This window comes from Burkholderia mycopellens (assembly GCF_964265025.1).
Classification (GTDB): Bacteria; Pseudomonadota; Gammaproteobacteria; order Burkholderiales; family Burkholderiaceae; genus Burkholderia.
The window spans coordinates 723,590-746,186 of record NZ_OZ183802.1 but is presented as its reverse complement, the minus strand read 5'-3'; the positions used below and the strand labels follow the sequence as shown (position 1 = coordinate 746,186).

Below are 22,597 nucleotides of genomic sequence, written 5' to 3'. Positions count from 1 at the left end.
GCATCAGGCTTCTCTCCTTACCCATGCGAATTCTCGGCATCGACCCCGGCCTGCGCGTCACCGGCTTCGGCATCATCGACGTCAGCGGCCACCGGCTCGCGTATGTTGCGAGCGGCGTGATCCGCACGCCGACCGCCGACCTGGCCACCCGGCTCGGTACGATCTTCCAGGGCGTATCGACCATCGTGCGCGAGCACGCACCCGACCAGGCCGCGATCGAAAAAGTGTTCGTCAACGTGAACCCGCAGTCGACGCTGCTGCTCGGCCAGGCGCGTGGCGCCGCGATCTGCGGCCTCGTCGCGGGCGGCCTGCCCGTGGCCGAATACACGGCGCTGCAGCTCAAGCAGGCGGTGGTCGGCTACGGCCGCGCGACCAAGACGCAGATGCAGGAAATGGTCACGCGGCTGCTCAACCTCTCCGGACAACCGGGCTCCGACGCGGCCGACGCGCTCGGCATGGCGATCTGCCACGCGCACGGCGGCAACACGCTCAGCGCGCTCGGCGGCCTCGCGCCCGCGCTCGCGAAGAAAGGGCTGCGCGTGCGGCGCGGGCGGCTGGTCGGCTGACACCGGCGCGCCCTCACGCGGCACGCCGGACCGGCCGCCGCGCCCGCGCGCGACGCACATGCGACGCGCATCGCCCCGGGCCGATGGCCGATCCCGTCGGCATTGCGCCGCGCGTGCGCTACACTCGCGCTTTCTTCCTCGTATCCCGCCATCCATGATCGGTCGCATCGCCGGCATCCTGCTCGAAAAGAACCCGCCTCACCTGCTCGTCGACTGCAACGGCGTCGGCTACGAAATCGACGTGCCGATGAGCACCTTCTACAACCTGCCGCAGACAGGCGAGCGCGTCGTGCTGCTCACGCAGCAGATCGTCCGCGAGGACGCGCATCTGCTGTACGGCTTCCTCACGCCGCAGGAGCGCACGACCTTCCGCGAGCTGCTGAAGATCACCGGCATCGGCGCGCGCATGGCGCTCGCCGTGCTGTCCGGCATGAGCGTGCAGGAACTCGCGCAGGCCGTGACGATGCAGGACGCCGCGCGCCTCACGCGCGTGCCCGGCATCGGCAAGAAGACGGCCGAGCGCCTGCTGCTCGAACTGAAGGGCAAGCTCGGCGCCGATCTCGGCGCGCTCGCCGGCGCCGCATCGCAGTCCGACCATGCGACCGACATCCTCAACGCGCTGCTTGCGCTCGGCTATTCCGAAAAAGAAGGCCTCGCCGCGATCAAGAACGTGCCGGCGGGCACCGGCGTATCAGAAGGCATCAAGCTCGCTTTGAAGGCGCTGTCGAAGGTGTAACGCCCGCATGACGCGCCGCCAGCCGGTGCGTTGAAGCCAGTGTCGCGCGGCCGCGCGGCGCTCGCCAGTCGGCCGTTCGGCCAGGTAGGCGGGACAGCGGCGCGCGGTACAATGGCCGCATGATTGAAACCGACAAACTCGCCACCGAGCAGCGGATCATCGCCGCCTCACCCGCCTCGTCGCACGAGGAGGTGTTCGAACGTGCGCTGCGGCCGCGCCAGCTCGACGACTACGTCGGCCAGGAAAAGGTGCGCGGGCAGCTCGAGATCTTCATCGAAGCCGCCAAGCGCCGCTCCGAGCCGCTCGACCACGTGCTGCTGTTCGGGCCGCCGGGCCTCGGCAAGACGACGCTCGCGCACATCATCGCGCGGGAGATGGGCGTGAACCTGCGCCAGACGTCGGGCCCCGTGCTCGAGCGCGCGGGCGATCTCGCGGCGCTGCTGACGAACCTCGAAGCGAACGACGTGCTGTTCATCGACGAGATCCACCGGCTGTCGCCGGTCGTCGAGGAAATCCTGTATCCGGCACTCGAGGATTACCAGATCGACATCATGATCGGCGAAGGCCCGGCCGCGCGCAGCGTGAAGCTCGACCTGCAGCCGTTCACGCTGGTCGGCGCCACCACCCGCGCCGGGATGCTGACCAACCCGCTGCGCGATCGTTTCGGGATCGTCGCGCGCCTCGAGTTCTACGACGCCGACCAGCTGTCGCGCATCGTGCGGCGCTCGGCGTCGCTGCTGAACGCGCAGATCGATCCGAACGGTGCGCTCGAAATCGCGAAGCGCGCGCGCGGCACGCCGCGGATCGCGAACCGGCTGCTGCGCCGCGTGCGCGATTTCGCGGAAGTGAAAGCCGACGGCCAGATCACCGCGGCCGTCGCCGATGCCGCGCTCGCGATGCTCGACGTCGATCCGGTCGGCTTCGACCTGATGGACCGCAAGCTGCTCGAGGCGATCCTGTACAAGTTCGACGGCGGCCCGGTCGGTATCGACAACCTCGCCGCGGCGATCGGCGAAGAGCGCGACACGATCGAGGACGTCCTCGAACCGTACCTGATCCAGCAGGGCTTCCTGCAGCGCACGCCGCGCGGTCGCGTCGCGACGCTGCTCACGTATCGCCACTTCGGGCTTTCCGTGCCCGACACCGGCCGCACCGAACGCGGCGAGTGGGATACCCCCGACGGGAAGTAACCCGTCGCCCGAGCCGCACCCGCCATGACGACACCGCCCAGCTCCCACCCTGCCGCACCCGCAAAGGGCCCGCGCTGGGCCGAGCCGATCCGCAAGCGGCTCGTGGCCGGCGTCACGCACCTGACAGCGGGCGGCGGCGGCCCGTCACTCGACCTCTCTTCGCCGCCGGGAGACCCGGGGCTGTTCGGCCCCGATGCCGTCTGCTGGCGCGTGCATGCCGACTTCACGTCGATGATGACGGGCGGCATCGCCGCGCTGCTGTTGCAGGCGCTCCACCCGCTGGCCCTCGCGGGCGTCTGGGATCACTCGTCGTTCCGCACCGACATCCTCGGCCGCCTGCGGCGCACCGCCACGTTCATCACGGGGACGACATTCGGCAGTCGCGCGGACGCACTTGCGCTGATCGAGCGCGTGAAATCGATCCACGCGCACATATCGGGCGCCGCGCCGGACGGTCGGCCATACCGCGCGGACGATCCGGCGCTGCTGACCTGGGTGCATGTCGCGGAAGTGTCGAGTTTCCTCGCCGCGCATCTGCGCTACGTGAATCCGGCGCTGCCGGGCGAGTTGCAGGACCGCTACTACGCCGAAACGGCATTGATCGCCGAATTGCTCGGCGCACATGAGGTGCCCCGTTCGCGTGCCGAGGTGGCCGCCTATCTCGCGCGCATGCAGCCCGCGCTCGAGGCCGGGCCGCGCACGTTCGACGTGATGTCCATCCTGCTGAACGTGCCGGTCGCGAAGCCCGCGCTGCGGCCGGCCGCGTCGCTGGTGATGCATGCGGGAATCGACCTGCTGCCGCCGTGGGCGCAGCGCATGCTCGGCGTATCGGCGTTCGCACCGCTGCGACGCGCGGTGGTCCGGCCCGGCATCCGGGTCGTCGCACCCGTGCTCCGCTGGGCGCTCGTGAACGGCGCGTCAAAACGTGCGCGCCGCCGCGCCACTGCGACACCGCCCGACGGCACCCCGCCCGCCTGACGATCCGCTTCCTCCTACCATTTCAATTTACTGTCAAATACCTGTGACAAGCTGACGGGCTTGCACCCGCGCACGGTTGCACGTGCCGTACGTCCCGCCTGTCCGTGACCCGCGCGGTGTCCCGCCAACCCGACCGACACCCGATGCCAGCGATGCCACGCCTGCCGATCCGTTTCGCCCTTGCCGCCAGCCTGTTCACCGTCTTCGCCCTCACCGCCTGCGGAGGCGACGATGTCGCCGCCGTCGCGCGTTCGGACGCACAAACGCCTTCCGGCGGCACCCCGACCACGCCGGCCCCGACGCCGCCCGCCACCGTCACGCCGCAACCGGGCAAGTGGAAGGCCGCTCGCGCGGGCGACCTGATCGACGTGACGCTCGGCGACCTCCACCCGACGCAGGGCGCAATCGGTTACGACCAGATCTACTACAAGCTCGGCCGCTACGAACTGCAGCCCGACAAGAAATTCGACGACTTCTGCGCGGACGAAGGGCTCGGCGGCGTCGCTTCGGGCGGCTACACAGCCAGGTCGACGCTGCGCGAGCCCGCGAGCTACACATGCGCGACGACCGACGCGAACGCCCGCGACCGCTCGGTGCTGAACCCGGTCGTGATCGGCCCGAACGGCGATGCGCTGTACTTGACCGACGGCCACCACGGCCTGTCGACCTACTACGAGACGCCCGACGGCGGCCCGACGCTGCACGTGCACGTCGTCGTCAAGGACAACCTCAGCGACTACTCGGGCGACGCGTTCTGGCAGCAGATGCAGAGCCGAGGCTATCTGCGCCTCAAGAACGGCGAAGGCAACGCAATCACGACCGCGCAACTGCCGACCGGGCTCGGCCTGAAGCTCGGGATGACGAACGACCGCTACCGCTCGCTCGTCTATTTCACGCGCGACATCGGTTACAGCAAGCCCGCACAAGCCACCGACTACCTCGAGTTCTACTGGGCCGACTGGCTGCGCGCGCAACCGGGCACGTTTGCGCTCGCCGGCTATGACCTGACGCGCGCCGGCACGACCGACCCGGATCCGGCGAAGGCCGACACGGGCTACCTGAACGCGATCTGGAATGCGTCGACGCGCATGGTCGCGGCCACGGACCCGGTGATCGGCGGCAAGACGGGCGCCGACCTCGGGCGCGCGGACGCGATCAACGGCGGGAAGAAGTACAACAAGGGAGAATTCGACAAGCTGCGCCAGCCGATCACGGCGGACAAGCCCGGCAAGATCGCGTACGCGCTCGACTACAAGACGCGCCACGCACTGCCGCAATAAGCCGCCAGCGCCGCGCAGGAAGAAAGCCCCGGCCGGCGACGCCGGACGGGGCTGCGGGCTCAGAGCACCTTGCGATACCCGTCGTCGTCGCTTGCGGCGTCCAGGTGCGACACGTCGGCCCACCGCACGATCTGCGCGCGGCCATCGACGTAATCGACGACGTTGATGCTCGTATTGAGCAGCGGATAGTTGCGCGGTGCCGACAGCTCGATGCCGTTCGCAAACCGGTACACACTGTCGAGCACGCCGCCATGTGCGACGCACGCGATCCGGCCGCCCGGATGCTCGGCCACGATCGGTTCGAGCGCATGCAGCACGCGGTGGTAGAACTCGCGCTGCGACTCGCCGCCTTCCGGCGCGAAGCCGGGGTCGCGCGTCTGCCAGGCCGCGTAGGCGTCGGGGAACAACGTCTCGATCTCGGCGCTGTCGTGCCCCTGAAACTGGCCGTACGAACGTTCGCGCAGCCCTTCTCGCAGCCGCGGCGAAAGCCCGAGCGCGTCGGCGAACGGCTGCGCGGTCTGCTGCGCGCGCATCAGGTCGCTCGAATAGATCGCGTCGAGCCGTGCGCCTTCACGCGCCTCACGCGCGAGCCGCACGGCAAGCCGCTGCGCCTGCTCGAGGCCCGTTTCGGCCAGCGGGATGTCGATATGACCCTGGATGCGCTTGATGCGATTCCAGGCCGTCTCGCCATGGCGGATGAAAAGAATCTGCGTGGTGGCCATCGCGGTGCGTCTCCGGGGAAGAATCAGGGCCGCACTTGCAGCCAGAATGTCACGGGGCCATCGTTGACGAGCGACACCTGCATGTCGGCGCCGAACTCGCCCGTCTCGACGACCGGATGGCGCGCACGCGCGGCCGCGACGAAATAGTCGAACAGCCGCGCGCCTTCGTCGGGCGGCGCGGCCGGCGTGAAGCTCGGACGCAGCCCGCTGTTGGTATCGGCCGCCAGCGTGAACTGCGACACGAGCAGCAGGCCGCCTGCGCGGCCCTCACCGTCGATATTCGACACCGGCAGGTTCATCTTGCCGGCGGCGTCGCTGAACACGCGATAGCCGAGCATCTTCGCGAGCAGCTTGTCGGCCGCTGCGTCGGTGTCGCCGCGCTCCGCGCAGACCAGCGCGAGCAGGCCCTCGCCGATCTCGCCGGTCGTGCGGTCGCCGACGCGCACGTCGGCGCGCTTCACGCGCTGGATCAGCGCGATCATGCGGTCAGCGTGACGCGTGCGAAGCGGCGCTTGCCGACCTGTACGACGAACTCGCCGGCTTCGACCTTCAGACCCTTGTCCGACACGGTCGCGCCATCGATCTTCACGCCGCCCTGCTCGATGTTGCGCAGTGCCTCGCTCGTCGACGGCACGAGGCCGGCCTGCTTCAACAGCTGGCCGATCGCCAGCGGCGCGCCCGCGAGCGTGACCGACGGAATGTCGTCCGGCACGCCGCCCTTCGCGCGGTGGTTGAAGTCCTCGAGCGCACGCTCGGCGTCGGCCTGCGAGTGGAAGCGTGCGACGATTTCCTGCGCGAGCAGCACCTTGAAGTCGCGCGGGTTGCGGCCGCCTTCGATCTCGCGCTTGAAGCCCGCGATCTCGTCCATCGGGCGGAACGACAGCAGCTCGAAGTAACGCCACATCAGCGTGTCCGAGATGCTCATCAGCTTGCCGAACATGTCGTTCGGATGCTCGCTGATGCCGACGTAGTTGCCCTTCGACTTCGACATCTTCTCGACGCCGTCGAGGCCTTCCAGCAGCGGCATCGTGAGAATGCACTGCTGTTCCTGGCCGTACTGCTTCTGCAGCTCGCGGCCGACCAGCAGGTTGAACTTCTGGTCGGTACCGCCGAGCTCGAGATCGGCGTTCAGCGCGACCGAGTCGTAGCCCTGCATCAGCGGGTACAGGAATTCGTGGATCGAGATCGGCACGCCGCCCTGGAAGCGCTTCGTGAAATCCTCGCGCTCGAGGATCCGCGCGACCGTGTAGCGCGACGCGAGCTTGATCATCCCGTCCGCGCCGAGCGGCATCGACCATTCGCTGTTGTAGCGGATTTCGGTCTTGTCGCGGTCGAGCACGAGCGCGGCCTGCTCGAAGTAGGTCTTCGCGTTCGATTCGATCTGCTCGCGCGTGAGCGGCGGGCGCGTCGCGTTGCGGCCCGACGGGTCGCCGATCAGCGACGTGAAATCGCCGATCAGGAAGATCACCGTGTGGCCGAGGTCCTGCAGCTGACGCATCTTGTTCAGCACGACCGTATGGCCGATGTGGATGTCAGGCGCGGTCGGGTCGAGGCCGAGCTTGATGCGAAGCGGCGTGCCCGTCGCCGCGCTGCGCGCGAGCTTCTGCGCGAACTCTTCCTCGACCAGCAGTTCGTCGACGCCGCGCTTCGTGACGGCGAGCGCATGCCGGACTTCGTCGGTGATCGGGAAAACGGGCTTGGAACTGGGTTCGGTGCTCATCGGTGCCAGGAAGAATGTCGCAAAGACAGGGATTTTCCCATAACTTGCGCGCCCATCGCTTAACGGCGCGTCACGTTGCGCGGATAATCGGGCGCAAGGCGCGCGGCACCGGCCCGCGCCGCACGATCCAGGAGAACCCAACGTGCCGCAACGACAGCCGCAACACGCCCATCCGGCCGACGGCATCTACTTCGGGCTGATGTCGGGAACCAGCATGGACGGCGTCGATGGCGTCGCCGTCCGTTTCGAGGCCGGCAAGGCGCCGATCGTGCTCGCGGAAGCGTTCGTCGGCTTCGCGCAATCGCTGCGCGACGCGCTGTTCGCACTGCAGCAACCCGGCGATGACGAAATCGACCGCGAGTCGCTCGCGGCGAACGCGCTGGTCACGCGCTATGCGGTGTGCTGCCACGAATTGCAGCGCACGGCCGGCCTGTCGCGCGACGAGATCCGCGCGATCGGCGTGCACGGCCAGACCGTGCGCCATCGCCCCGAGCGCGGCTATACACGCCAGATCAACAACCCGGCTCTGCTCGCCGAGCTGACCCAGGTGGACGTGATCGCCGATTTCCGCAGCCGCGACGTCGCGGCAGGCGGCCATGGCGCGCCGCTCGCGCCGGCCTTCCATGCCACGGTGTTCGGCGCACCGGGCGAGACGCGCGTCGTCTGCAATCTCGGCGGGATCAGCAACATCACGATCCTGCCCGGCGAAGGCGGCGACGTGCGCGGCTTCGACTGCGGCCCCGCGAATGCGCTGCTCGACGAATGGGCGACCCGCCATCTCGGCAAGCCATACGACGACGGCGGCAAGTTCGCCGCGCGCGGCACCGTCCATGCGCCGCTGCTCGACGCGCTGCTCGACGAGCCGTATTTCGCTGCACCACCGCCGAAAAGCACCGGGCGCGACCTGTTCAATCCCGCATGGCTCGACGCGAAGCTCGCCGCGTTCGCACAGGTCGCGCCAGAGGACGTGCAGGCGACCCTCGCCGCGCTCACCGCCGTGTCGGTCGCACGCGAGATCGCGCAGCACGCGGCGGGCTGCAAGGCCGTGTTCGTATGCGGCGGCGGCGCACGCAATCCGGTGCTGCTCGACGCGCTCCGGCATGCGCTGGACGCGGCCGGCGTGCCGGCCACGGTCGATACGACGGCCGCACTCGGCGTGCCGCCGCAGCAGGTCGAAGCGCTCGCATTCGCGTGGCTCGCGTACCGCTTCACCGCACGCCAGCCCGGCAATCTCGCGACGGTCACCGGGGCGGCCGGCAATCGCGTGCTCGGCGCGCTCTATCCACGCTGACGCGACGCCTGCCGCACGGCGGGCGCCGCATCGCCATTGCGCGCGGGCATTAAAAAACGGGGCATGAAGCCCCGTTTTTCATTCCGGCGAACCGGCGCGGATCTGCCGTGCGCTCAGACCGAGAACGACGAGCCGCACCCGCAGGTGGTGCTCGCGTTCGGGTTCTTGATCACGAACTGGGCGCCGTTGAGGTCGTCCTTGTAGTCGATCTCGGCGCCGACCAGGTACTGGTAGCTCATCGAGTCGATCAGGAGCTGGACGCCGTTCTTGTTCATCACGGTGTCGTCCTCGTTGACTTCCTCGTCGAACGTGAAGCCATACTGGAAGCCGGAGCAGCCGCCGCCCTGCACGAACACGCGCAGCTTCAGGTCGGGATTGCCCTCTTCGTCGATCAGTTGCTTGACCTTGTCGGCCGCGGCGTCGGTGAAGACGAACGGAACCGGCATTTCGGCCGTCGTTGCTGCGGATTCGGTAACAGCGTTCATTGCGAACTCTCCAAAAAGCTTTAGCCGCTATTGTAGGGCCGATCAGAAGATCGTGCTGATGTCCATGAAATCAATAGGTTCTTGTCGATTTCATCAAACGCACCCGCGCGAGCCGCGGCGGCACGCGCCTGAAAACGGACATAAAAAAACCGCCAGCGCGAACGCTGGCGGTTTTTCCGGCGGACGCCGCCCGGGAGCGGCGAGGCCATGAAGCGGAATTAACGCTTCGAGAACTGCTTGGCGCGGCGTGCCTTGCGCAGACCGACCTTCTTACGCTCGACTTCACGTGCATCGCGCGTGACGAAGCCTGCGTTCGACAGCGACGGCTTCAGCGTCGCATCGTAGTCGATCAGTGCACGGGTGATGCCGTGACGCACTGCACCTGCCTGACCCGTTTCGCCGCCGCCGTTGACGTTGACCTTGATGTCGAACGTCTGGCCGTGGTTCGTGAGTTCCAGCGGTTGACGCACGATCATCAGCGACGTTTCGCGCGAGAAGTAGTCAGCGATGGGCTTGCCGTTGACGATGATGTCGCCCTTGCCAGCCTTGATGAAGACACGTGCGACTGCGCTCTTGCGGCGGCCCGTACCGTAGTTCCAGTTACCGATCATGTGGGCTCCCCTTAGATCTCGAGCGCTTTCGGCTGTTGAGCCGAGTGCGGATGCGTCGCTTCAGCGTAGACCTTCAGCTTCTTGATCATTGCGTAGCCGAGCGGACCCTTCGGCAGCATGCCCTTGACCGCTTTCTCGAGCGCGCGGCCCGGGAAGCGTTCTTGCATCTTGCCGAACGTCGTTTCATAGATACCGCCCGGGTAACCCGAGTGACGGTAGTACTTCTTGTCCAGAGTCTTGTTGCCCGTGACCTTCAACTTGCTTGCGTTGATGATGATGATGAAATCACCAGTGTCGACGTGCGGGGTGAACTCAGGCTTGTGCTTGCCGCGCAGACGGCGTGCCACTTCGCTGGCAACACGGCCGAGAACCTTATCCGTCGCGTCAATCACGTACCATTCGCGCGTCACCTCATGGGCTTTTGCGGAAAACGTCTTCATGATCGATCCAAAAAAATTGCTTTGCCCGATGTGTTCTTCCTGCTTGTCTGTGTGCGCTTCGAGGCGCGGTGCAGGCTCTCCCTGTTCTTTTTCCGTGGGCATGAATGCGGAAAAGCCCTGAATTATAAAGGAAATACGGCAACGCGGTCAAAGGGAATCCGCTCCCCGTGCCCAAGGCGGCCGAAATGGGCCAAAATCCGTTCGTGCCCCGACAAGCCAGGCGAACCGAGCGCCCGGGGAGGCACCCATCGACGCGCGGCACATGACCTTCCCGCGCCAGACCGGCCGAATACGGAAAACAACAAACAAGCATGATGAATCAACGATTTACGCCCTTCCTTGCGGCCGCACTGCTGGCCGCCGCGGCGCCTGCCGTCGCCGCCCGCGCCGACTGCGAAGCCAAGCTCGACGCACTCGATACGCGCATTGCCGAAGCCCGCGCCGCCCATGCCGAGGATCGCGTCGCCCGCCTGCGCGCAGTGCGCGAACGCGTCCGCCACTTCTGCGCACGCGGGGGCCATGCGTCGGCCGTCCACGCGCCGGCACCTGAAGCACGCTCGCCCGGCACGCCGCGCGGCGCGACATCTCAGCCGGCCGCAAAGCAGCCGGTGTAACGATGCCGAGGCGCGCAAGCCGCGCGCCGATGCTTGCATGGGACGAAAAAAAGCCCGAACGGCTGGTTCGGGCTTAATCCACCATAGGAGGAGGGTGGAGGAGACATTCGGAGGTTGCCGCAGCGCGACAACCAATGAGGCTCATTATACGAACGCGCCGCCGACTTCACAAGAAAATTTGCATTACGAAATCAAACACCATAATGCGGAATTTCTCGTGGCGCGTTTGAAAAATGCGTTTTCCTATTTAAAATCAATCGCTTGATCCAACCCATCAGGTTCAGCAACCGCCCTTTTCTAGAGCAAAACCCCTAAATGCGAGAGGGAATTGGCCGTCCGGCGCGCCACGCGCGAGGCGCCGGCATTGCGCGTCGTGCGGCGCATCAGCCGACCGTTGCGCAGCGGGCTACAATGCCGGATCGAACCCGAATCAGGCAACGCTGGAGTGCAAGCATGGAATGCAAAGTAAGCTGGATGGGCCAGGACGGCATGGCGTTTTCCGCCGAGACCGGCAGCGGCCACCTCGTTACGATGGATGGCGCGCCCGAAGGCGGCGGCCACAACCTGGCGCCGCGCCCGATGGAAATGGTGCTGCTCGGCACCGGCGGCTGCACGGCCTATGACGTCGTGCTGATCCTGAAGAAGAGCCGCCAGGAAGTCAGCGGCTGCTCGGTCACGCTGAAGGCCGAGCGCGCAAGTGAAGACCCGAAGGTGTTCACGAAGGTGCACTTCCACTTCACCGTCACCGGGCGCAACCTGAACCCGTCCACGGTCGAGCGCGCGATCAACCTGTCGCACGACAAGTATTGCTCCGCGTCGATCATGATCGCGAAGACGGCGGAACTCACGCACTCGTTCGACATCGTCGCCGCCTGAGCGCGCGGCGAGCGCGCACGAAAAAGGCCGGCGCTCCATGGGGAGACGCCGGCCCTTTCACATTCGAACGGCAAAGCAGGCCGATAAGCCGGATTCTGTGCACGCCGCGCGCCGAAGCACGCAACGCGTGGCAGCCATTCCTCTAGGCGCGCCATTGCTGACGCGCTCAAGCTTCCTACCCGCAGACGAGACGGGGGCCCCGTCCTGCATCCGAAAATGCGCGCCTGCCTACTTGGAATTGCTCCGGGTGGAGGTTACCGTGCCGGCGAACGTCGCCGTCGCCGCGGTGCGCTCTTACCGCACCGTTTCACCCTTACCTGATCCCGGCTTGCGCCGGGCCATCGGCGGTTTGCTTTCTGTTGCCCTGTTCCGCGTGTCGCCACGGATGGCCGTTAGCCATCACCCTGCCCTGTGGAGTCCGGACTTTCCTCGCCCCCGCGCGCCCGAAGGCGGCGAGGCCGCGACTGCCTAGCCTGCTTTGCGACGCGCATTCTAGCACTGCGCGCCGCCGCCGGCAGCACGCGAGCGGCGGCCGCTGCAAAACACGGCCGGATCGGCGTAGAACGCGGCCTCGGCATTCGCGTCGCGCCAACCCGGCACGCCGAGCCCCGGGAGCGATGCGAACGCGCGGCCCGTCAGTGTGCGCGCCGCGCGCTCGGCCGCAACGCGCGGGCCGACATCCGCGATGCGTTGCGCATCGGACCACGAAAATAGTCGGCACTCACTTCGATGCCACACGTGTGTGCGGCGGCATGAAGGTCACGCCAGTTTCCAGCCGATCGTCTCGCCGCCGCGCAGCGGCACGACGGGCGTATCGCCCGCGAAGATCTCGCGCGGCAGTTCCCATGCCTCGCGACGCAGCGTGACCGTCTCGGCGCTGCGCGGCAGCCCATAGAAATCGGCACCGAAGAAGCTCGCGAAGCCTTCCAGCTTGTCGAGCGCGCCGGCGTGATCGAACGCTTCCGCATACAGTTCGAGCGCGTGCAGCGCCGTGTAGCAGCCCGCGCAGCCGCACGCGGCTTCCTTCGCGTCGCGCGCATGCGGCGCGCTGTCGGTACCGAGGAAGAAGCGCGGGTTGCCCGACGTCGCGGCCTCGACCAACGCGACGCGATGCGTCTCGCGCTTCAGCACCGGCAGGCAGTAGTAATGCGGGCGAATCCCGCCGACGAACAGCGCGTTGCGGTTGTACAGCAGGTGATGCGCGGTGATCGTCGCGCCGAGCAGGCCGGGCGCCGCGTCCGCGTCGCGCACGTAGTCGGCCGCGTCCTTCGTCGTGATGTGCTCGAACACGACCTTCAGGCCCGGGAAATCGCGGCGCAGCGGCGTCATCACGCGGTCGATGAAGACCTTCTCGCGGTCGAACAAGTCGATCGACGCATCGGTCACCTCGCCGTGCACGAGCAACGGCATGCCGGTTTCCTGCATCGCCTCGAGCGTCTTCGCACACTTCGCGAGATCGGTGACGCCGTGGTCGGAATTCGTCGTAGCGCCTGCCGGATACAGCTTCACGCCGTGCACGAAGCCGCTTTCGCGCGCGCGGCGGATCTCGTCCGGCGGCGTGTTGTCGGTCAGGTACAGCGTCATCAGCGGTTCGAACGTCATCCCGGCCGGCAGCGCGGCGAGAATGCGCTCGCGATAGGCCTGCGCCTGCGCGGTGGTCGTCACCGGCGGCTTCAGGTTCGGCATGACGATTGCGCGACCGAACTGGCGTGCGGTGTGCGGCAGCACGGCGGCCAGCATGTCGCCGTCTCGCAGGTGCAGGTGCCAGTCGTCGGGACGGGCGAGCGAAAGCGTCGCCGGGGAGGAAGCGTTCGAGGCAGTCATAGGAGGCGTCGTGAGGAACGGTCGGGCCATCGGCGGGGCCGGATCGCGCGTGCGCGGGCCGACTGACGGCAAACCGCAACACGGGGCCTTCGGCCGGCGGAATCCGCTTTTTACCGCTCAGGGCTCGGTGATATGCTAGAAGCCGCATTGTACCGGGGTTCGCCCGGTTCGTTACCCCCCGCCTCAGCCTGCTGCCCCAAGTAAAATGTGCCAACTCTTAGGAATGAACTGCGCCGCGCCGACGGACGTCACATTCTCCTTCACAGGTTTCGCGGCCCGGGGCGGGCTCACCGATCACCATGCCGACGGCTGGGGCATCGCGTTCTTCGAAGATAAAGCCTGCCGCCTGTTCATCGATCACCAGGCCTCGGCCACGTCGCCGATCGCCGAAATGGTGAAGCGCTACCCGATCAAGTCCAAGAACACGATCGCGCACATCCGCAAGGCGACGCAAGGCCACATCCTGCTCGAGAACAGCCATCCGTTCATGCGCGAGCTGTGGGGCCGGCACTGGATCTTCGCGCACAACGGCGACCTGCAGGACTACGCACCGGACATGGACGGCAGCGTCTACCATCCGGTCGGCACGACCGACAGCGAACAGGCGTTCTGCGTGCTGATGCAGGGGCTGCGCGAAGCGTTCCCCGGCGCGCAGCCGCCGTTGCCCGAATTGTTCGAGCGCGTCGGCGAGCTGACGCGCGGCATCACCGATCACGGCGTGTTCAACTTCCTGATGTCGAACGGCCAGGCGCTGTTCGCGCATTGCTCGACGCGGCTGCACTACCTCGTGCGGCGCTGGCCGTTCTCGACGGCGCACCTCGTCGACGAAGACCTGTCGATCGACTTCGCGAAATACACGACGCCCGAGGATCGGGTCGCCGTGATCGCGACACAGCCGCTCACCGACAACGAGGTCTGGACCGCGTTCGAACCGGGCGAGCTGATCATGTTCCAGTGCGGCGACGTCGCCGCGCGGATGCGGATCCCGGTGCCCGAACGCGTGCTAGAAAAGCTGCGCAATCCGGCGCTCGACGCATCGGCGTCGGCACCGCGCGGCGCCCGCGAGGCGCTCGCCACTGCCGCCGAAGTCGATTCCGACGACGCGATCGACTTCTGAGCCCGGCACGCCCGCGCCCTCTTCCCTTCACCTTTTCGCCGCTGCGCGGCAAGTCGATGGCCCGCCGCGTCCGATCGCGGCGGTGGCTTCTCGCGCGCAGGCGAGACAGCAACGCTTGCCGTCGGAGCAAATGGCCCACCCCGGCACCGGCCTCGCTTCATCCGGATCACAGTCCGGTATATCGAAGCGACGCCGCACGACATTTGCCCGATTTGATTTATTTTCAAACGAAAATAATCAAAAGACAGAAAACAAAACACGGCGCCCAGTCCGCCCATAATCCCGGGAACCGCATTTTAACGCGCCAATCCGGCACAAACCGTACGCCACACCACCGATCCAGCAATCGCGTCCTCGCATCGCTCAAGCCCGCCGAATCCTTATCCATCAAGGCTTTCAGTTCGACTCATCACATAACCAAAAAATACCCGGTGAAAACGGCATGATTGCCGCATTTGTTAGCTTCCCGACAATCAACCACCGGCCCGATCAATAGACTCCGCCCATCCTCGGTGTAACGAATTGCGATTGGCAGAGAAAGGCCACGGCCGCCGCACCCCATTCACGCCATTCTCCACCGCGGAATGCGATTTCACTGCGCCGCGGTGAAAACCACATCAAAACAAGAGAGAGGGGCTTGTCGTGAATCACTCATTTCGATCGATATGGAGCGAGACCACCGGCTGCTGGGTCGCGGTTGCGGAAACGGCACGGGCGCGCGGCAAACGTTCGGGTAGCTCATCCCGCGCGCGCCGCCGCGCCGCACACGCGACAACGCGCCGGATCTCGCTTCGCATCGCGGCAGTCGGCGCCGCGCTGGCCGCGCTGTCGGCCAGCTCCGCGTACGCCTCGACGTGCGGCAGCGGCGCGGCCGTCGCGAGCGGCGGCACCTGCGCGCTCGGCAGTTTCAGCCCGACCGTCAACGACAACCTGGTCGGCGCCACGACCGTATCGGGCGGTGATCGGGTCAGCCTGACCGGCGCATGGACCGGCGCGACCGGCGACATGGGCTACACGCCGATGCCGCTCGGCAACACGTCCATCATTTCGGGCAACCCGAATCAGCCGCTGGTGACGCTCGGCGGCAAGACGCAAAGCGTCGGCACCCCCGATTCGATCACGGGCGGCCGCACGTCGGTCGCCACCTACGATTCGTCCGCGTTCACCTCGTCGGTCGCAGGCTCGACCGTCGTGCAGGTCTACCACGACGTGAACGGCAACCAGTACGTGAACACGCGGATCGGCACGGTCGAGAACTCGGGCGGCACGCTCGACGTATCGATCGGCAACCCGGCGAACGCGCCCGCGGCGGCCGGCAACGTCATGACGATCGCGGCCAAGCAGACCGACCTCACCTACGCGGACGGCACCGGCTCGGCACCGAGCGTCATCAACTGGAATTCGCGGAACCAGATCTGGTTCATCACCGGCGACTATCTCGCGAGCGGCGGCCCCGTCGGCAGCGTCCAGCTCGACGTGCCGACCTACGCGGGCACCTTCACCGCGTTCGACGGCAGCACGTGGACCGTCACCGACGCCGCGTCGCTCGCCGCATACAACAACTTTCTCGTGCGCTCGGTCGAGAACGGCGCGCTCGGCTCGCAGGCCGCCTACGACAACGCGTTCGGCCAGGCCGTGACGCTCTCCCCGCAGACCTTCGAGTATGCGAACGACGTGTCGCCCGGCGACAAGAACGCGCTGCCCAGAAACTACCCGTCCGCGATGCACGGCACGGGCGCGAACGCGACGCTGCACATCGGCAAGGACGGCCAGATCGACTTCCGCGGCTCCAACACGATCGATGCGAGCGCCGCCGTCATCGCGGAGAACGGCGCGCACTTCATCAACGACGGGCGCCTGTCGGGCGACTTTACGCTGGTGCGCCTGCTGAGCGGCGCGAGCGGCGTCAACAACGGTTCGATTTCGTCCGGCTATACGATCGGCGACAACGTCAGCACGGGCGGCGCCGCGCGGCCCGACAACTTCGGCCTCGACACGTACGTCGAAGGCAGCGGCGTGTACGCAAACGGCGCGGGCACCACGTTCGTCAACAACGGCGTGATGAACGTCGGCGCATGGGATCTCATCCGCAACCGGCTCGACCTGCAGAACTACGCGGTGGCCGCGACCGACGGCGCGAGCGCATCGAACGCCGGCACGATCAACGTCGGCGTCAACGCGACGACGCTCGACAGCCAGGTGATCGGCGGCCTCGTCGCCGGCGGCAGCTTCACGAACGAAGCCGGCGGCACGATCTACCTCGGCCGCGCAGCCCAGTACGATGCCGGCGCGCCGGAAGCCGTAAACGACGTCGCGCTGTCCGCGCACGCGTACGGCATCCTGCTCGGGGCGTCGGGCACCGCGAGCAACCTCGGCACGATCGTGATCGGCTCGCAGACGCAGAACGGCGCCGCGCTGGCGAGCATCGGCTCGTCGTCCGGCACGCTGAACAACGCGGGCGCGATCGTCGTCAACGGTGCGGCGTCCGGCACGCCGCTCGCCAACGTCGGCATGCTCGCCGCAAACACGGCCGCGACCGTGACCAACACCGGCACCATCACGCTGAATGGCGTCAACGGCATCGGCATCATGGTCGTCGGAACCGGCACGACCGCGACGGCCGCGACCTCGACCGGCACGATCAACGTGGCCGGCGGCCTCGATCCCGCCTCGGGCACGCGCAACTACGGCGTGTGGGCCGAGGGGCCGCTCGCGAAAGCCACGCTCGACGGTGCGCTCAACCTGACGGGCGCCGGCGCGATCGGCGTGCATGCACGTTCGGGCGCGACGATCGACGTCGGCGCCAATGCCGTGCCCGCGTTCATGTCGGGCACCAACCAGATCGGCTTCTATGCCTATGGCGCGGGCTCGAAGATCAACGTTGCCGCGCAGCACGTCAGCGTCGACACCGACGATTCGACGCTGTTCCGCGTCGCGGGCGGCGCGGCCTACACAGGCACGTCGATGGCCGGCGCGCTGACGACCGACGTCAACGGCCAGCGCGCGCACGGCGTGCTCGCGACCGACACCGGCACCGTGCTGTCGACCGGCAACGCAACCTACAACGTCAACGGCGCGAACGGCATCGCGATCGCGGTCGAAGGCGGCGCGCAAGGCACGATCGACGCGGGCGCGACGATCAACCTGAACGCGGCCGGTGCGATCGCCGGCGTCGTCGACGGCCAGGCGCACGACCTCGCCGGCGCCAATGCCGGCGCACCGGTCGCGACGACACTGACCAACCACGCCGCCGTCACGTCATCGACGGCCGGCGTGACGGGCTTCGTCGCACAAAACCTCGGCACGCTCGAGAATCGCGACACCGTGCTGCTGACGGGTGCCGGCTCGACGGGCGTCGCGATCGGCACGCTCGGCACCGTGAACAACATGTCGACGATCCGCGTCTCCGACGGCACCGGCGCGCTCGTCCAGGGCGCGTCGGCGACGCTCGCCAACGCAGGTTCGATCGAGGCTGACGATGGCATCGCCGGCGTCCACCTGACGGGCACCGGCGCATCGGTCGCGCTGTCGGGCGCCGGCACCGTGATCGCGAACGGCAGCGCCGACGGCGTGCTGATCGACTCGACCGTGACGGGCGGCGGGCTCGCGGCCGGCGCGACGTCGATCGCGGCCGGCGGCTCGGGCAAGGGGATCGACAACCAGGGCACGAACGCAACGATCGCGCTGTCCGGCACGCGGATCGGCACGACCGGCGGCGGGGCCGACGGCCTGTCGTCGACGGGCGCCGGCGCACGCATCGCGGCCGATGCGGCGACCGTCGTCAGCACCACCGGCGACAACGCGCGCGGCTTCTTCGTGTCGGGCGCGGATTCGACGCTGGCGGCCAACGGCACGACCGTCGCGACGACCGGCGCGGGTTCGGCCGCGATCGTGACGACCGGCGGCGCGACCGCACTGCTGTCGGGTGCGAAGATCACCACGGCCGGCACGACGGCCGACGGCCTCGTCGCGCAGAACGGCGGCGCCATCGGCGATACGGGCTCGACGGTCGCCAGCGCCACCGGCAACGGCGCAACCGCCGACAGCGGCGGCGTGCTCGCGTTGACCGGCACGACGCTCAAGGGCGCCACGGCCGGCGTACTGGCGTCCGATACGCTCGCAAACGGCGCGACGAGCTCGGTACTCGTCGACGGCGGCAGCGTCACGTCCGCCACCGGGCCGGCCTTCGCCGTGCGCGGCGGCACGGCCGACATCGCCGTGCGCAACGGCACGGTCGTGACGGCCGGCAATGGCACGTTGCTCGACCTGTCGAACGGCAGCAACGCCACCTTCACCGCATCGGCCGTGAACCTCACCGGCGACATCGTCTCCGACGCATCGAGCACCGGCAACGTGTTCCTCGCGAACGGCACGACGCTGACCGGCAAGATCGATCCGGTCGCGCTGACCGTCGACAACACCAGCACGTGGCGCATGACGGGCAGCTCCGTGCTGAGCAGCCTGAACAACGCGGGCCTCGTCGCATTCGCCGCACCGACCGGTTCGCCGACGCTCGCGGGCAGCTACAAGACGCTGACGACCGGCAGCTACGTCGGCAACGGCGGCACGATCGCGCTCAACACGTTCCTCGGCGCCGACGCGTCGCCGACCGATCGGGTGATCGTGAATGGCGGCACCGCGAGCGGCACGACGGGCCTGAAAATCGCCAACACGGCCGGCACCGGCGCGCAGACGAAGGGCGACGGGATTCCGGTGGTCGTCACGGCCAACGGCGGCACGACCACCGCATCGGCATTCCAGCTCGCGGGCCCCGTGCAGGCGGGTGCGTACGAATACCGGCTCTATCGCGGCGGGCAAGGCGACGCGAACGGCTGGTACCTGCGCTCGCAACTCGACCCCTCGGACCCCGGCAACCCGATCCACCCGTCCGGCAGCGGTGACGGGGGCAACACCGGGAACGGCAACAACGGCGGCCCGCTCGCGTATCGCCCCGGTGTCTCGGGCTATGCACTCACGCCGCTGCTCAACGCCGACTACGGCTTCTCGACGCTCGGCAAGCTGCACGAACGTGTCGGCGACATCACCAACCTCGAAAAGCAGCAGCCCGGCAATCGCGACGGCGTGTGGGGGCGCATCGGCGGCCAGAGTCTCGACGCGAATGCGGGCCGCTTCGCGGCCGACGAGCGCACGTTCTTCGCGCAGTTCGGCAAGGACTGGACACTCGACCAGGCCCCGAACGGCGGCGGCAGCACGCATGCGGGCGTGACGGCCAGCATCGGCGTATCGAACGCAAGCTTCAGCGATATGGCGCGCGCCGATACGGCCAACCTGTCGACGTCGACGGGCTCGGTCGAAATGCACGCGCAGAGCATCGGCGGCTACTGGACGAAGTATCTGTCGGACGGCACGTACTTCGACAGCGTCGGGCAGGTCACGCACTACGGCAACCGCTATCGCGACAGCTACGGCAACGAGGCGTCGCAGAACGGCTTCGGCATCGCGCTGTCGCAGGAAGTCGGCAAGCCGTTCGCGATCGGCGCGCTGCCGGTCGCGGTCGAGCCTCAGGCGCAGCTGATGTATCAGTACCTGAAGCTGAACGGGTTCAACGACAACGTGTCGGCGGTATCGGGCACGACGACGAACGCGCTGCGCGGCCGCGTCGGCGTGCGCATCTTCCGGCCGAACCTCCAGTCGGATTCGGGCAGCGGTGCCGCCACGCCGTACTTCACGGCCGACGTGCTGCACGACTTCCTGTCGCCGGGCCAGACCGTCGTCGGCGGCACACCGTTCGCCACGCATCTCGGCCGCACGTGGTACGAGCTCGGCGTCGGCGTGACCGCGGGCTTCGGCAAGTCGGGCGAGCTTTACGCGAACGCGAAGATCGCGCGCAACATCGGCGGCGATTACCGGCGCGGCATCGTCGGGCAGGTCGGCTACCGCTACAGCTGGTAACGCCTGCTGGCGGCGGACGAAAAAAAACCGCCCGGCGCTCGGCCGGGCGGTTTTCGTATCGGCGCGCATGCGGCGCCGACGCGCGCGAACGCTCAGTGCAGGATCTTCGCGAGGAAGTCCTTCGCGCGTTCCGATTTCGGATTCGAGAAGAAATCGTCCTTGCGGTCGTCCTCGACGATCGCACCCTTGTCCATGAAGATCACGCGATGGGCGACCTTCTTCGCGAAGCCCATCTCGTGCGTGACGACCATCATCGTCATCCCTTCCTGCGCGAGTTCGACCATCACGTCGAGCACTTCGTTGATCATCTCGGGGTCGAGCGCGGACGTCGGCTCGTCGAACAGCATCGCGATCGGATCCATCGACAGCGCGCGCGCGATCGCGACACGCTGCTGCTGGCCGCCCGACAGCTGGCCCGGGAACTTGTGCGCATGCGCCTTCAGGCCGACGCGATCGAGCAGCTTCATGCCCTTCTCGTTCGCCTCGTCCTTGCCGCGGCCGAGCACCTTGACCTGCGCGAGCGTCAGGTTCTCGGTGATCGACAGGTGCGGGAACAGCTCGAAATGCTGGAACACCATCCCGACCTTCGAGCGCAGCTTCGACAGGTTCGTCTTCTTGTCGCCGACCGACTGGCCGTTCACGAGGATCTCGCCCTGCTGGAACGGCTCGAGGCCGTTCACGGTCTTGATCAGCGTGGATTTACCCGAACCCGACGGGCCGCACACGACGACCACTTCGCCCTTCTTGACCTCGGTCGTGCAGTCGGTGAGGACCTGAAACTGGCCGTACCACTTGGAAACGTTCTTGATGGAAATCATCGTGTGACCTTTTTCTGGAGACTCTTGACGAGGACAGACGCCAACGAGCAAATCACGAAATAGCATGCGCCGGCGAACAGGACCATCTCGACGGTCGTGCCGTCGCGATCGCCGATGTTGGCGGCCGTGCGGAAGAAGTCCGCGAGACTGATCACGTACACGAGCGACGTATCCTGGAACAGGACGATCGCCTGCGTGAGCAGCAGCGGCACCATCGCGCGGAACGCCTGCGGCAGGATCACGAGGCGCATCGCCTGCGCGTAGTTCATGCCGAGCGCGAACGCGGCGTTCACCTGCCCGCGCGGCACCGCCTGGATGCCGGCGCGGATGATCTCGGAATAATACGCGGCTTCGAACAGCGAGAACGCGACCATCGCCGAGGCGAGACGGATGTCGATCGTCGGCGACAACCCGAGCACGCCCTGCAGCAGCTGCGGCACGATCAGGAAGAACCACAGCAGCACCATCACGAGCGGGATCGAGCGGAACACCGTCACGTAGCCCTGCGCGAACCACGCGAGCGGCTTCACGCCCGACAGCCGCATCAGCGCCAGCAGCGTGCCCCAGACGATCCCGACCACGATCGCGATCAGCGTGATCTGGAACGTGACGAGGGCCCCCGTCCACAGCGTCGGCAGCGCGCCGGGAATACTACTCCAGTCGAACTGATGCATCACTTGCCTCCGATATAGCCGGGCAGCCGCGTACGGCCTTCGATCCAGCGCATGAACGCCATCACGACGAGGTTGATGATCACGTACGCGAGCGTCACCGCGATGAACGATTCATAGGTCTGCGCGGTGTAGTCGACGAGCTGGCGCGCTTGCGCGGACAGGTCGAGCAGGCCGATCGTCGACGCGACGGCGGAGTTCTTGAAGATGTTCAGGAATTCCGACGTGAGCGGCGGCACGATGATCCGGTACGCAACGGGCAGCAGCACGTAGCGGTACGTCTGCCATTGCGTGAAGCCCATCGCGAGGCCGGCGGCGCGCTGGCCCTTCGGCAGCGCGTTGATCCCCGAGCGCACCTGTTCGCACACGCGCGCGCCCGTGAACAGGCCGAGACAGATGATCGACGCGGTAAAGAACTGCGTGGTGGGCGGCAACTGCTTGATCCAGGTGCCGATCGACGCAGGCAGCAGCTCCGGTATCACGAGATACCAGACGAAGAACTGCACGATCAGCGGAATGTTCCGGAAGATCGACACGTACACGGTGCCGATCGCGGACAGCCATTTGTTCGGCACCGTGCGCAGCACGCCGAACAGCGAACCGACGATCAGCGCGATGACCCACGCGACGAGCGACACTTCGATGGTCACCCAGAAGCCGGACATCAGCCATCCGAAATAAGTCGTCGGCTCGCCGGTCGACACGGGGCTCAGGAAGATGCCCCAGTTCCAGTGGTAAGACATGG

General features: G+C 67.1%; 20 protein-coding genes, 1 other RNA gene and 1 pseudogene. 10 read left to right on the top strand and 12 right to left on the bottom strand.

The window, feature by feature from the left end; genetic code table 11:
- Positions 1 to 23 precede the first annotated feature (23 nt).
- The 5 genes from ruvC (at position 24) to ACPTTC_RS03555 (ending at position 4,750) form a co-directional block, all read left to right on the top strand.
- Positions 24 to 566 (top strand): crossover junction endodeoxyribonuclease RuvC, encoded by a 543-nt coding sequence (ruvC, locus tag ACPTTC_RS03575; RefSeq protein ID WP_175971331.1) that lies wholly within the window; start codon positions 24 to 26, stop codon positions 564 to 566.
- Between the two features lie 154 nt (positions 567 to 720).
- Positions 721 to 1,302: a Holliday junction branch migration protein RuvA gene (gene ruvA / locus ACPTTC_RS03570; RefSeq protein WP_175955727.1), complete on the top strand. Its 582-nt coding sequence runs from the start codon at positions 721 to 723 to the stop codon at positions 1,300 to 1,302.
- 119 nt (positions 1,303 to 1,421) lie between these two features.
- Positions 1,422 to 2,492, top strand: coding sequence for a Holliday junction branch migration DNA helicase RuvB (gene ruvB / locus ACPTTC_RS03565; protein WP_175971332.1), 1,071 nt, complete (start codon positions 1,422 to 1,424; stop codon positions 2,490 to 2,492).
- Between the two features lie 24 nt (positions 2,493 to 2,516).
- Complete coding sequence (locus ACPTTC_RS03560; RefSeq protein ID WP_423391563.1) at positions 2,517 to 3,470, top strand: oxygenase MpaB family protein; 954 nt, start codon at positions 2,517 to 2,519, stop codon at positions 3,468 to 3,470.
- A 152-nt stretch (positions 3,471 to 3,622) separates the two neighbouring features.
- Complete coding sequence (locus ACPTTC_RS03555; protein ID WP_423393310.1) at positions 3,623 to 4,750, top strand: ParB/Srx family N-terminal domain-containing protein; 1,128 nt, start codon at positions 3,623 to 3,625, stop codon at positions 4,748 to 4,750.
- A 59-nt stretch (positions 4,751 to 4,809) separates the two neighbouring features.
- On the opposite strand, the gene ACPTTC_RS03550 is transcribed toward ACPTTC_RS03555, so the two are convergent.
- From ACPTTC_RS03550 to tyrS, 3 genes are read right to left on the bottom strand one after another with little or no spacing between them, the layout of a single operon-like run.
- Positions 4,810 to 5,472, bottom strand: coding sequence for a histidine phosphatase family protein (locus ACPTTC_RS03550; RefSeq protein WP_423391562.1), 663 nt, complete (start codon positions 5,470 to 5,472; stop codon positions 4,810 to 4,812).
- 23 nt (positions 5,473 to 5,495) lie between these two features.
- On the bottom strand, positions 5,496 to 5,954 hold the full coding sequence (dtd, locus tag ACPTTC_RS03545) for a D-aminoacyl-tRNA deacylase (protein WP_423391561.1): 459 nt from the start codon (positions 5,952 to 5,954) through the stop codon (positions 5,496 to 5,498).
- Positions 5,951 to 7,192, bottom strand: a complete 1,242-nt coding sequence (gene tyrS, locus ACPTTC_RS03540; RefSeq protein ID WP_039361454.1) for a tyrosine--tRNA ligase — start codon at positions 7,190 to 7,192, stop codon at positions 5,951 to 5,953. Before tyrS ends, dtd begins: the two co-directional genes overlap by 4 nt.
- A gap of 142 nt (positions 7,193 to 7,334) precedes the next feature.
- Here tyrS and ACPTTC_RS03535 point away from each other — a divergent pair, with 142 nt between their 5' ends.
- Complete coding sequence (locus ACPTTC_RS03535; protein WP_423391560.1) at positions 7,335 to 8,483, top strand: anhydro-N-acetylmuramic acid kinase; 1,149 nt, start codon at positions 7,335 to 7,337, stop codon at positions 8,481 to 8,483.
- Between the two features lie 113 nt (positions 8,484 to 8,596).
- Here ACPTTC_RS03535 and erpA read toward each other — a convergent pair whose 3' ends face one another.
- From erpA to rplM, 3 genes are all read right to left on the bottom strand, one after another.
- Complete coding sequence (erpA, locus tag ACPTTC_RS03530) at positions 8,597 to 8,968, bottom strand: iron-sulfur cluster insertion protein ErpA (RefSeq protein WP_011350956.1); 372 nt, start codon at positions 8,966 to 8,968, stop codon at positions 8,597 to 8,599.
- Positions 8,969 to 9,186: 218 nt separating this feature from the next.
- Positions 9,187 to 9,579 (bottom strand): 30S ribosomal protein S9, encoded by a 393-nt coding sequence (gene rpsI, locus ACPTTC_RS03525; RefSeq protein WP_011883283.1) that lies wholly within the window; start codon positions 9,577 to 9,579, stop codon positions 9,187 to 9,189.
- An 11-nt stretch (positions 9,580 to 9,590) separates the two neighbouring features.
- Complete coding sequence (gene rplM, locus ACPTTC_RS03520) at positions 9,591 to 10,019, bottom strand: 50S ribosomal protein L13 (RefSeq protein ID WP_009687896.1); 429 nt, start codon at positions 10,017 to 10,019, stop codon at positions 9,591 to 9,593.
- Positions 10,020 to 10,330: 311 nt separating this feature from the next.
- Here rplM and ACPTTC_RS03515 point away from each other — a divergent pair, with 311 nt between their 5' ends.
- Positions 10,331 to 10,633: a hypothetical protein gene (locus ACPTTC_RS03515; RefSeq protein WP_423391559.1), complete on the top strand. Its 303-nt coding sequence runs from the start codon at positions 10,331 to 10,333 to the stop codon at positions 10,631 to 10,633.
- Positions 10,634 to 11,044: 411 nt separating this feature from the next.
- Positions 11,045 to 11,509, top strand: coding sequence for an OsmC family protein (locus tag ACPTTC_RS03510; RefSeq protein WP_175955716.1), 465 nt, complete (start codon positions 11,045 to 11,047; stop codon positions 11,507 to 11,509).
- 68 nt (positions 11,510 to 11,577) lie between these two features.
- On the opposite strand, the gene rnpB is transcribed toward ACPTTC_RS03510, so the two are convergent.
- The 3 genes and pseudogenes from rnpB to pyrC all read right to left on the bottom strand — a co-directional run bounded on the left by rnpB (position 11,578) and on the right by pyrC (position 13,333).
- An RNA gene (rnpB, locus tag ACPTTC_RS03505) (RNase P RNA component class A) lies at positions 11,578 to 11,989 on the bottom strand.
- Positions 11,990 to 12,001: 12 nt separating this feature from the next.
- Positions 12,002 to 12,255, bottom strand: a pseudogene (locus ACPTTC_RS03500) (DUF3025 domain-containing protein); the annotation flags it as partial.
- A 13-nt stretch (positions 12,256 to 12,268) separates the two neighbouring features.
- Positions 12,269 to 13,333, bottom strand: a complete 1,065-nt coding sequence (gene pyrC, locus ACPTTC_RS03495; protein WP_046544943.1) for a dihydroorotase — start codon at positions 13,331 to 13,333, stop codon at positions 12,269 to 12,271.
- Positions 13,334 to 13,538: 205 nt separating this feature from the next.
- Here pyrC and ACPTTC_RS03490 point away from each other — a divergent pair, with 205 nt between their 5' ends.
- Entirely contained in the window at positions 13,539 to 14,450 is a 912-nt protein-coding gene (locus ACPTTC_RS03490) for a class II glutamine amidotransferase (RefSeq protein WP_226195362.1), read from the top strand.
- A 642-nt stretch (positions 14,451 to 15,092) separates the two neighbouring features.
- Entirely contained in the window at positions 15,093 to 20,363 is a 5,271-nt protein-coding gene (locus ACPTTC_RS03485; protein ID WP_423391558.1) for an autotransporter outer membrane beta-barrel domain-containing protein, read from the top strand.
- A gap of 92 nt (positions 20,364 to 20,455) precedes the next feature.
- Here ACPTTC_RS03485 and ACPTTC_RS03480 read toward each other — a convergent pair whose 3' ends face one another.
- Genes ACPTTC_RS03480 through ACPTTC_RS03470 form a run of 3 tightly spaced genes read right to left on the bottom strand, consistent with a single transcriptional unit; the run spans position 20,456 to position 22,595 of the window.
- A complete protein-coding gene (locus tag ACPTTC_RS03480; protein WP_011350949.1) occupies positions 20,456 to 21,181 on the bottom strand; it encodes an amino acid ABC transporter ATP-binding protein in 726 nt (241 codons plus the stop codon).
- Positions 21,178 to 21,855, bottom strand: a complete 678-nt coding sequence (gene gltK, locus ACPTTC_RS03475; protein WP_175971343.1) for a glutamate/aspartate ABC transporter permease GltK — start codon at positions 21,853 to 21,855, stop codon at positions 21,178 to 21,180. The genes ACPTTC_RS03480 and gltK overlap by 4 nt, the downstream gene beginning before the upstream one ends.
- On the bottom strand, positions 21,855 to 22,595 hold the full coding sequence (locus tag ACPTTC_RS03470; RefSeq protein WP_027788374.1) for an amino acid ABC transporter permease: 741 nt from the start codon (positions 22,593 to 22,595) through the stop codon (positions 21,855 to 21,857). The genes gltK and ACPTTC_RS03470 overlap by 1 nt, the downstream gene beginning before the upstream one ends.
- Positions 22,596 to 22,597: the final 2 nt, after the last annotated feature.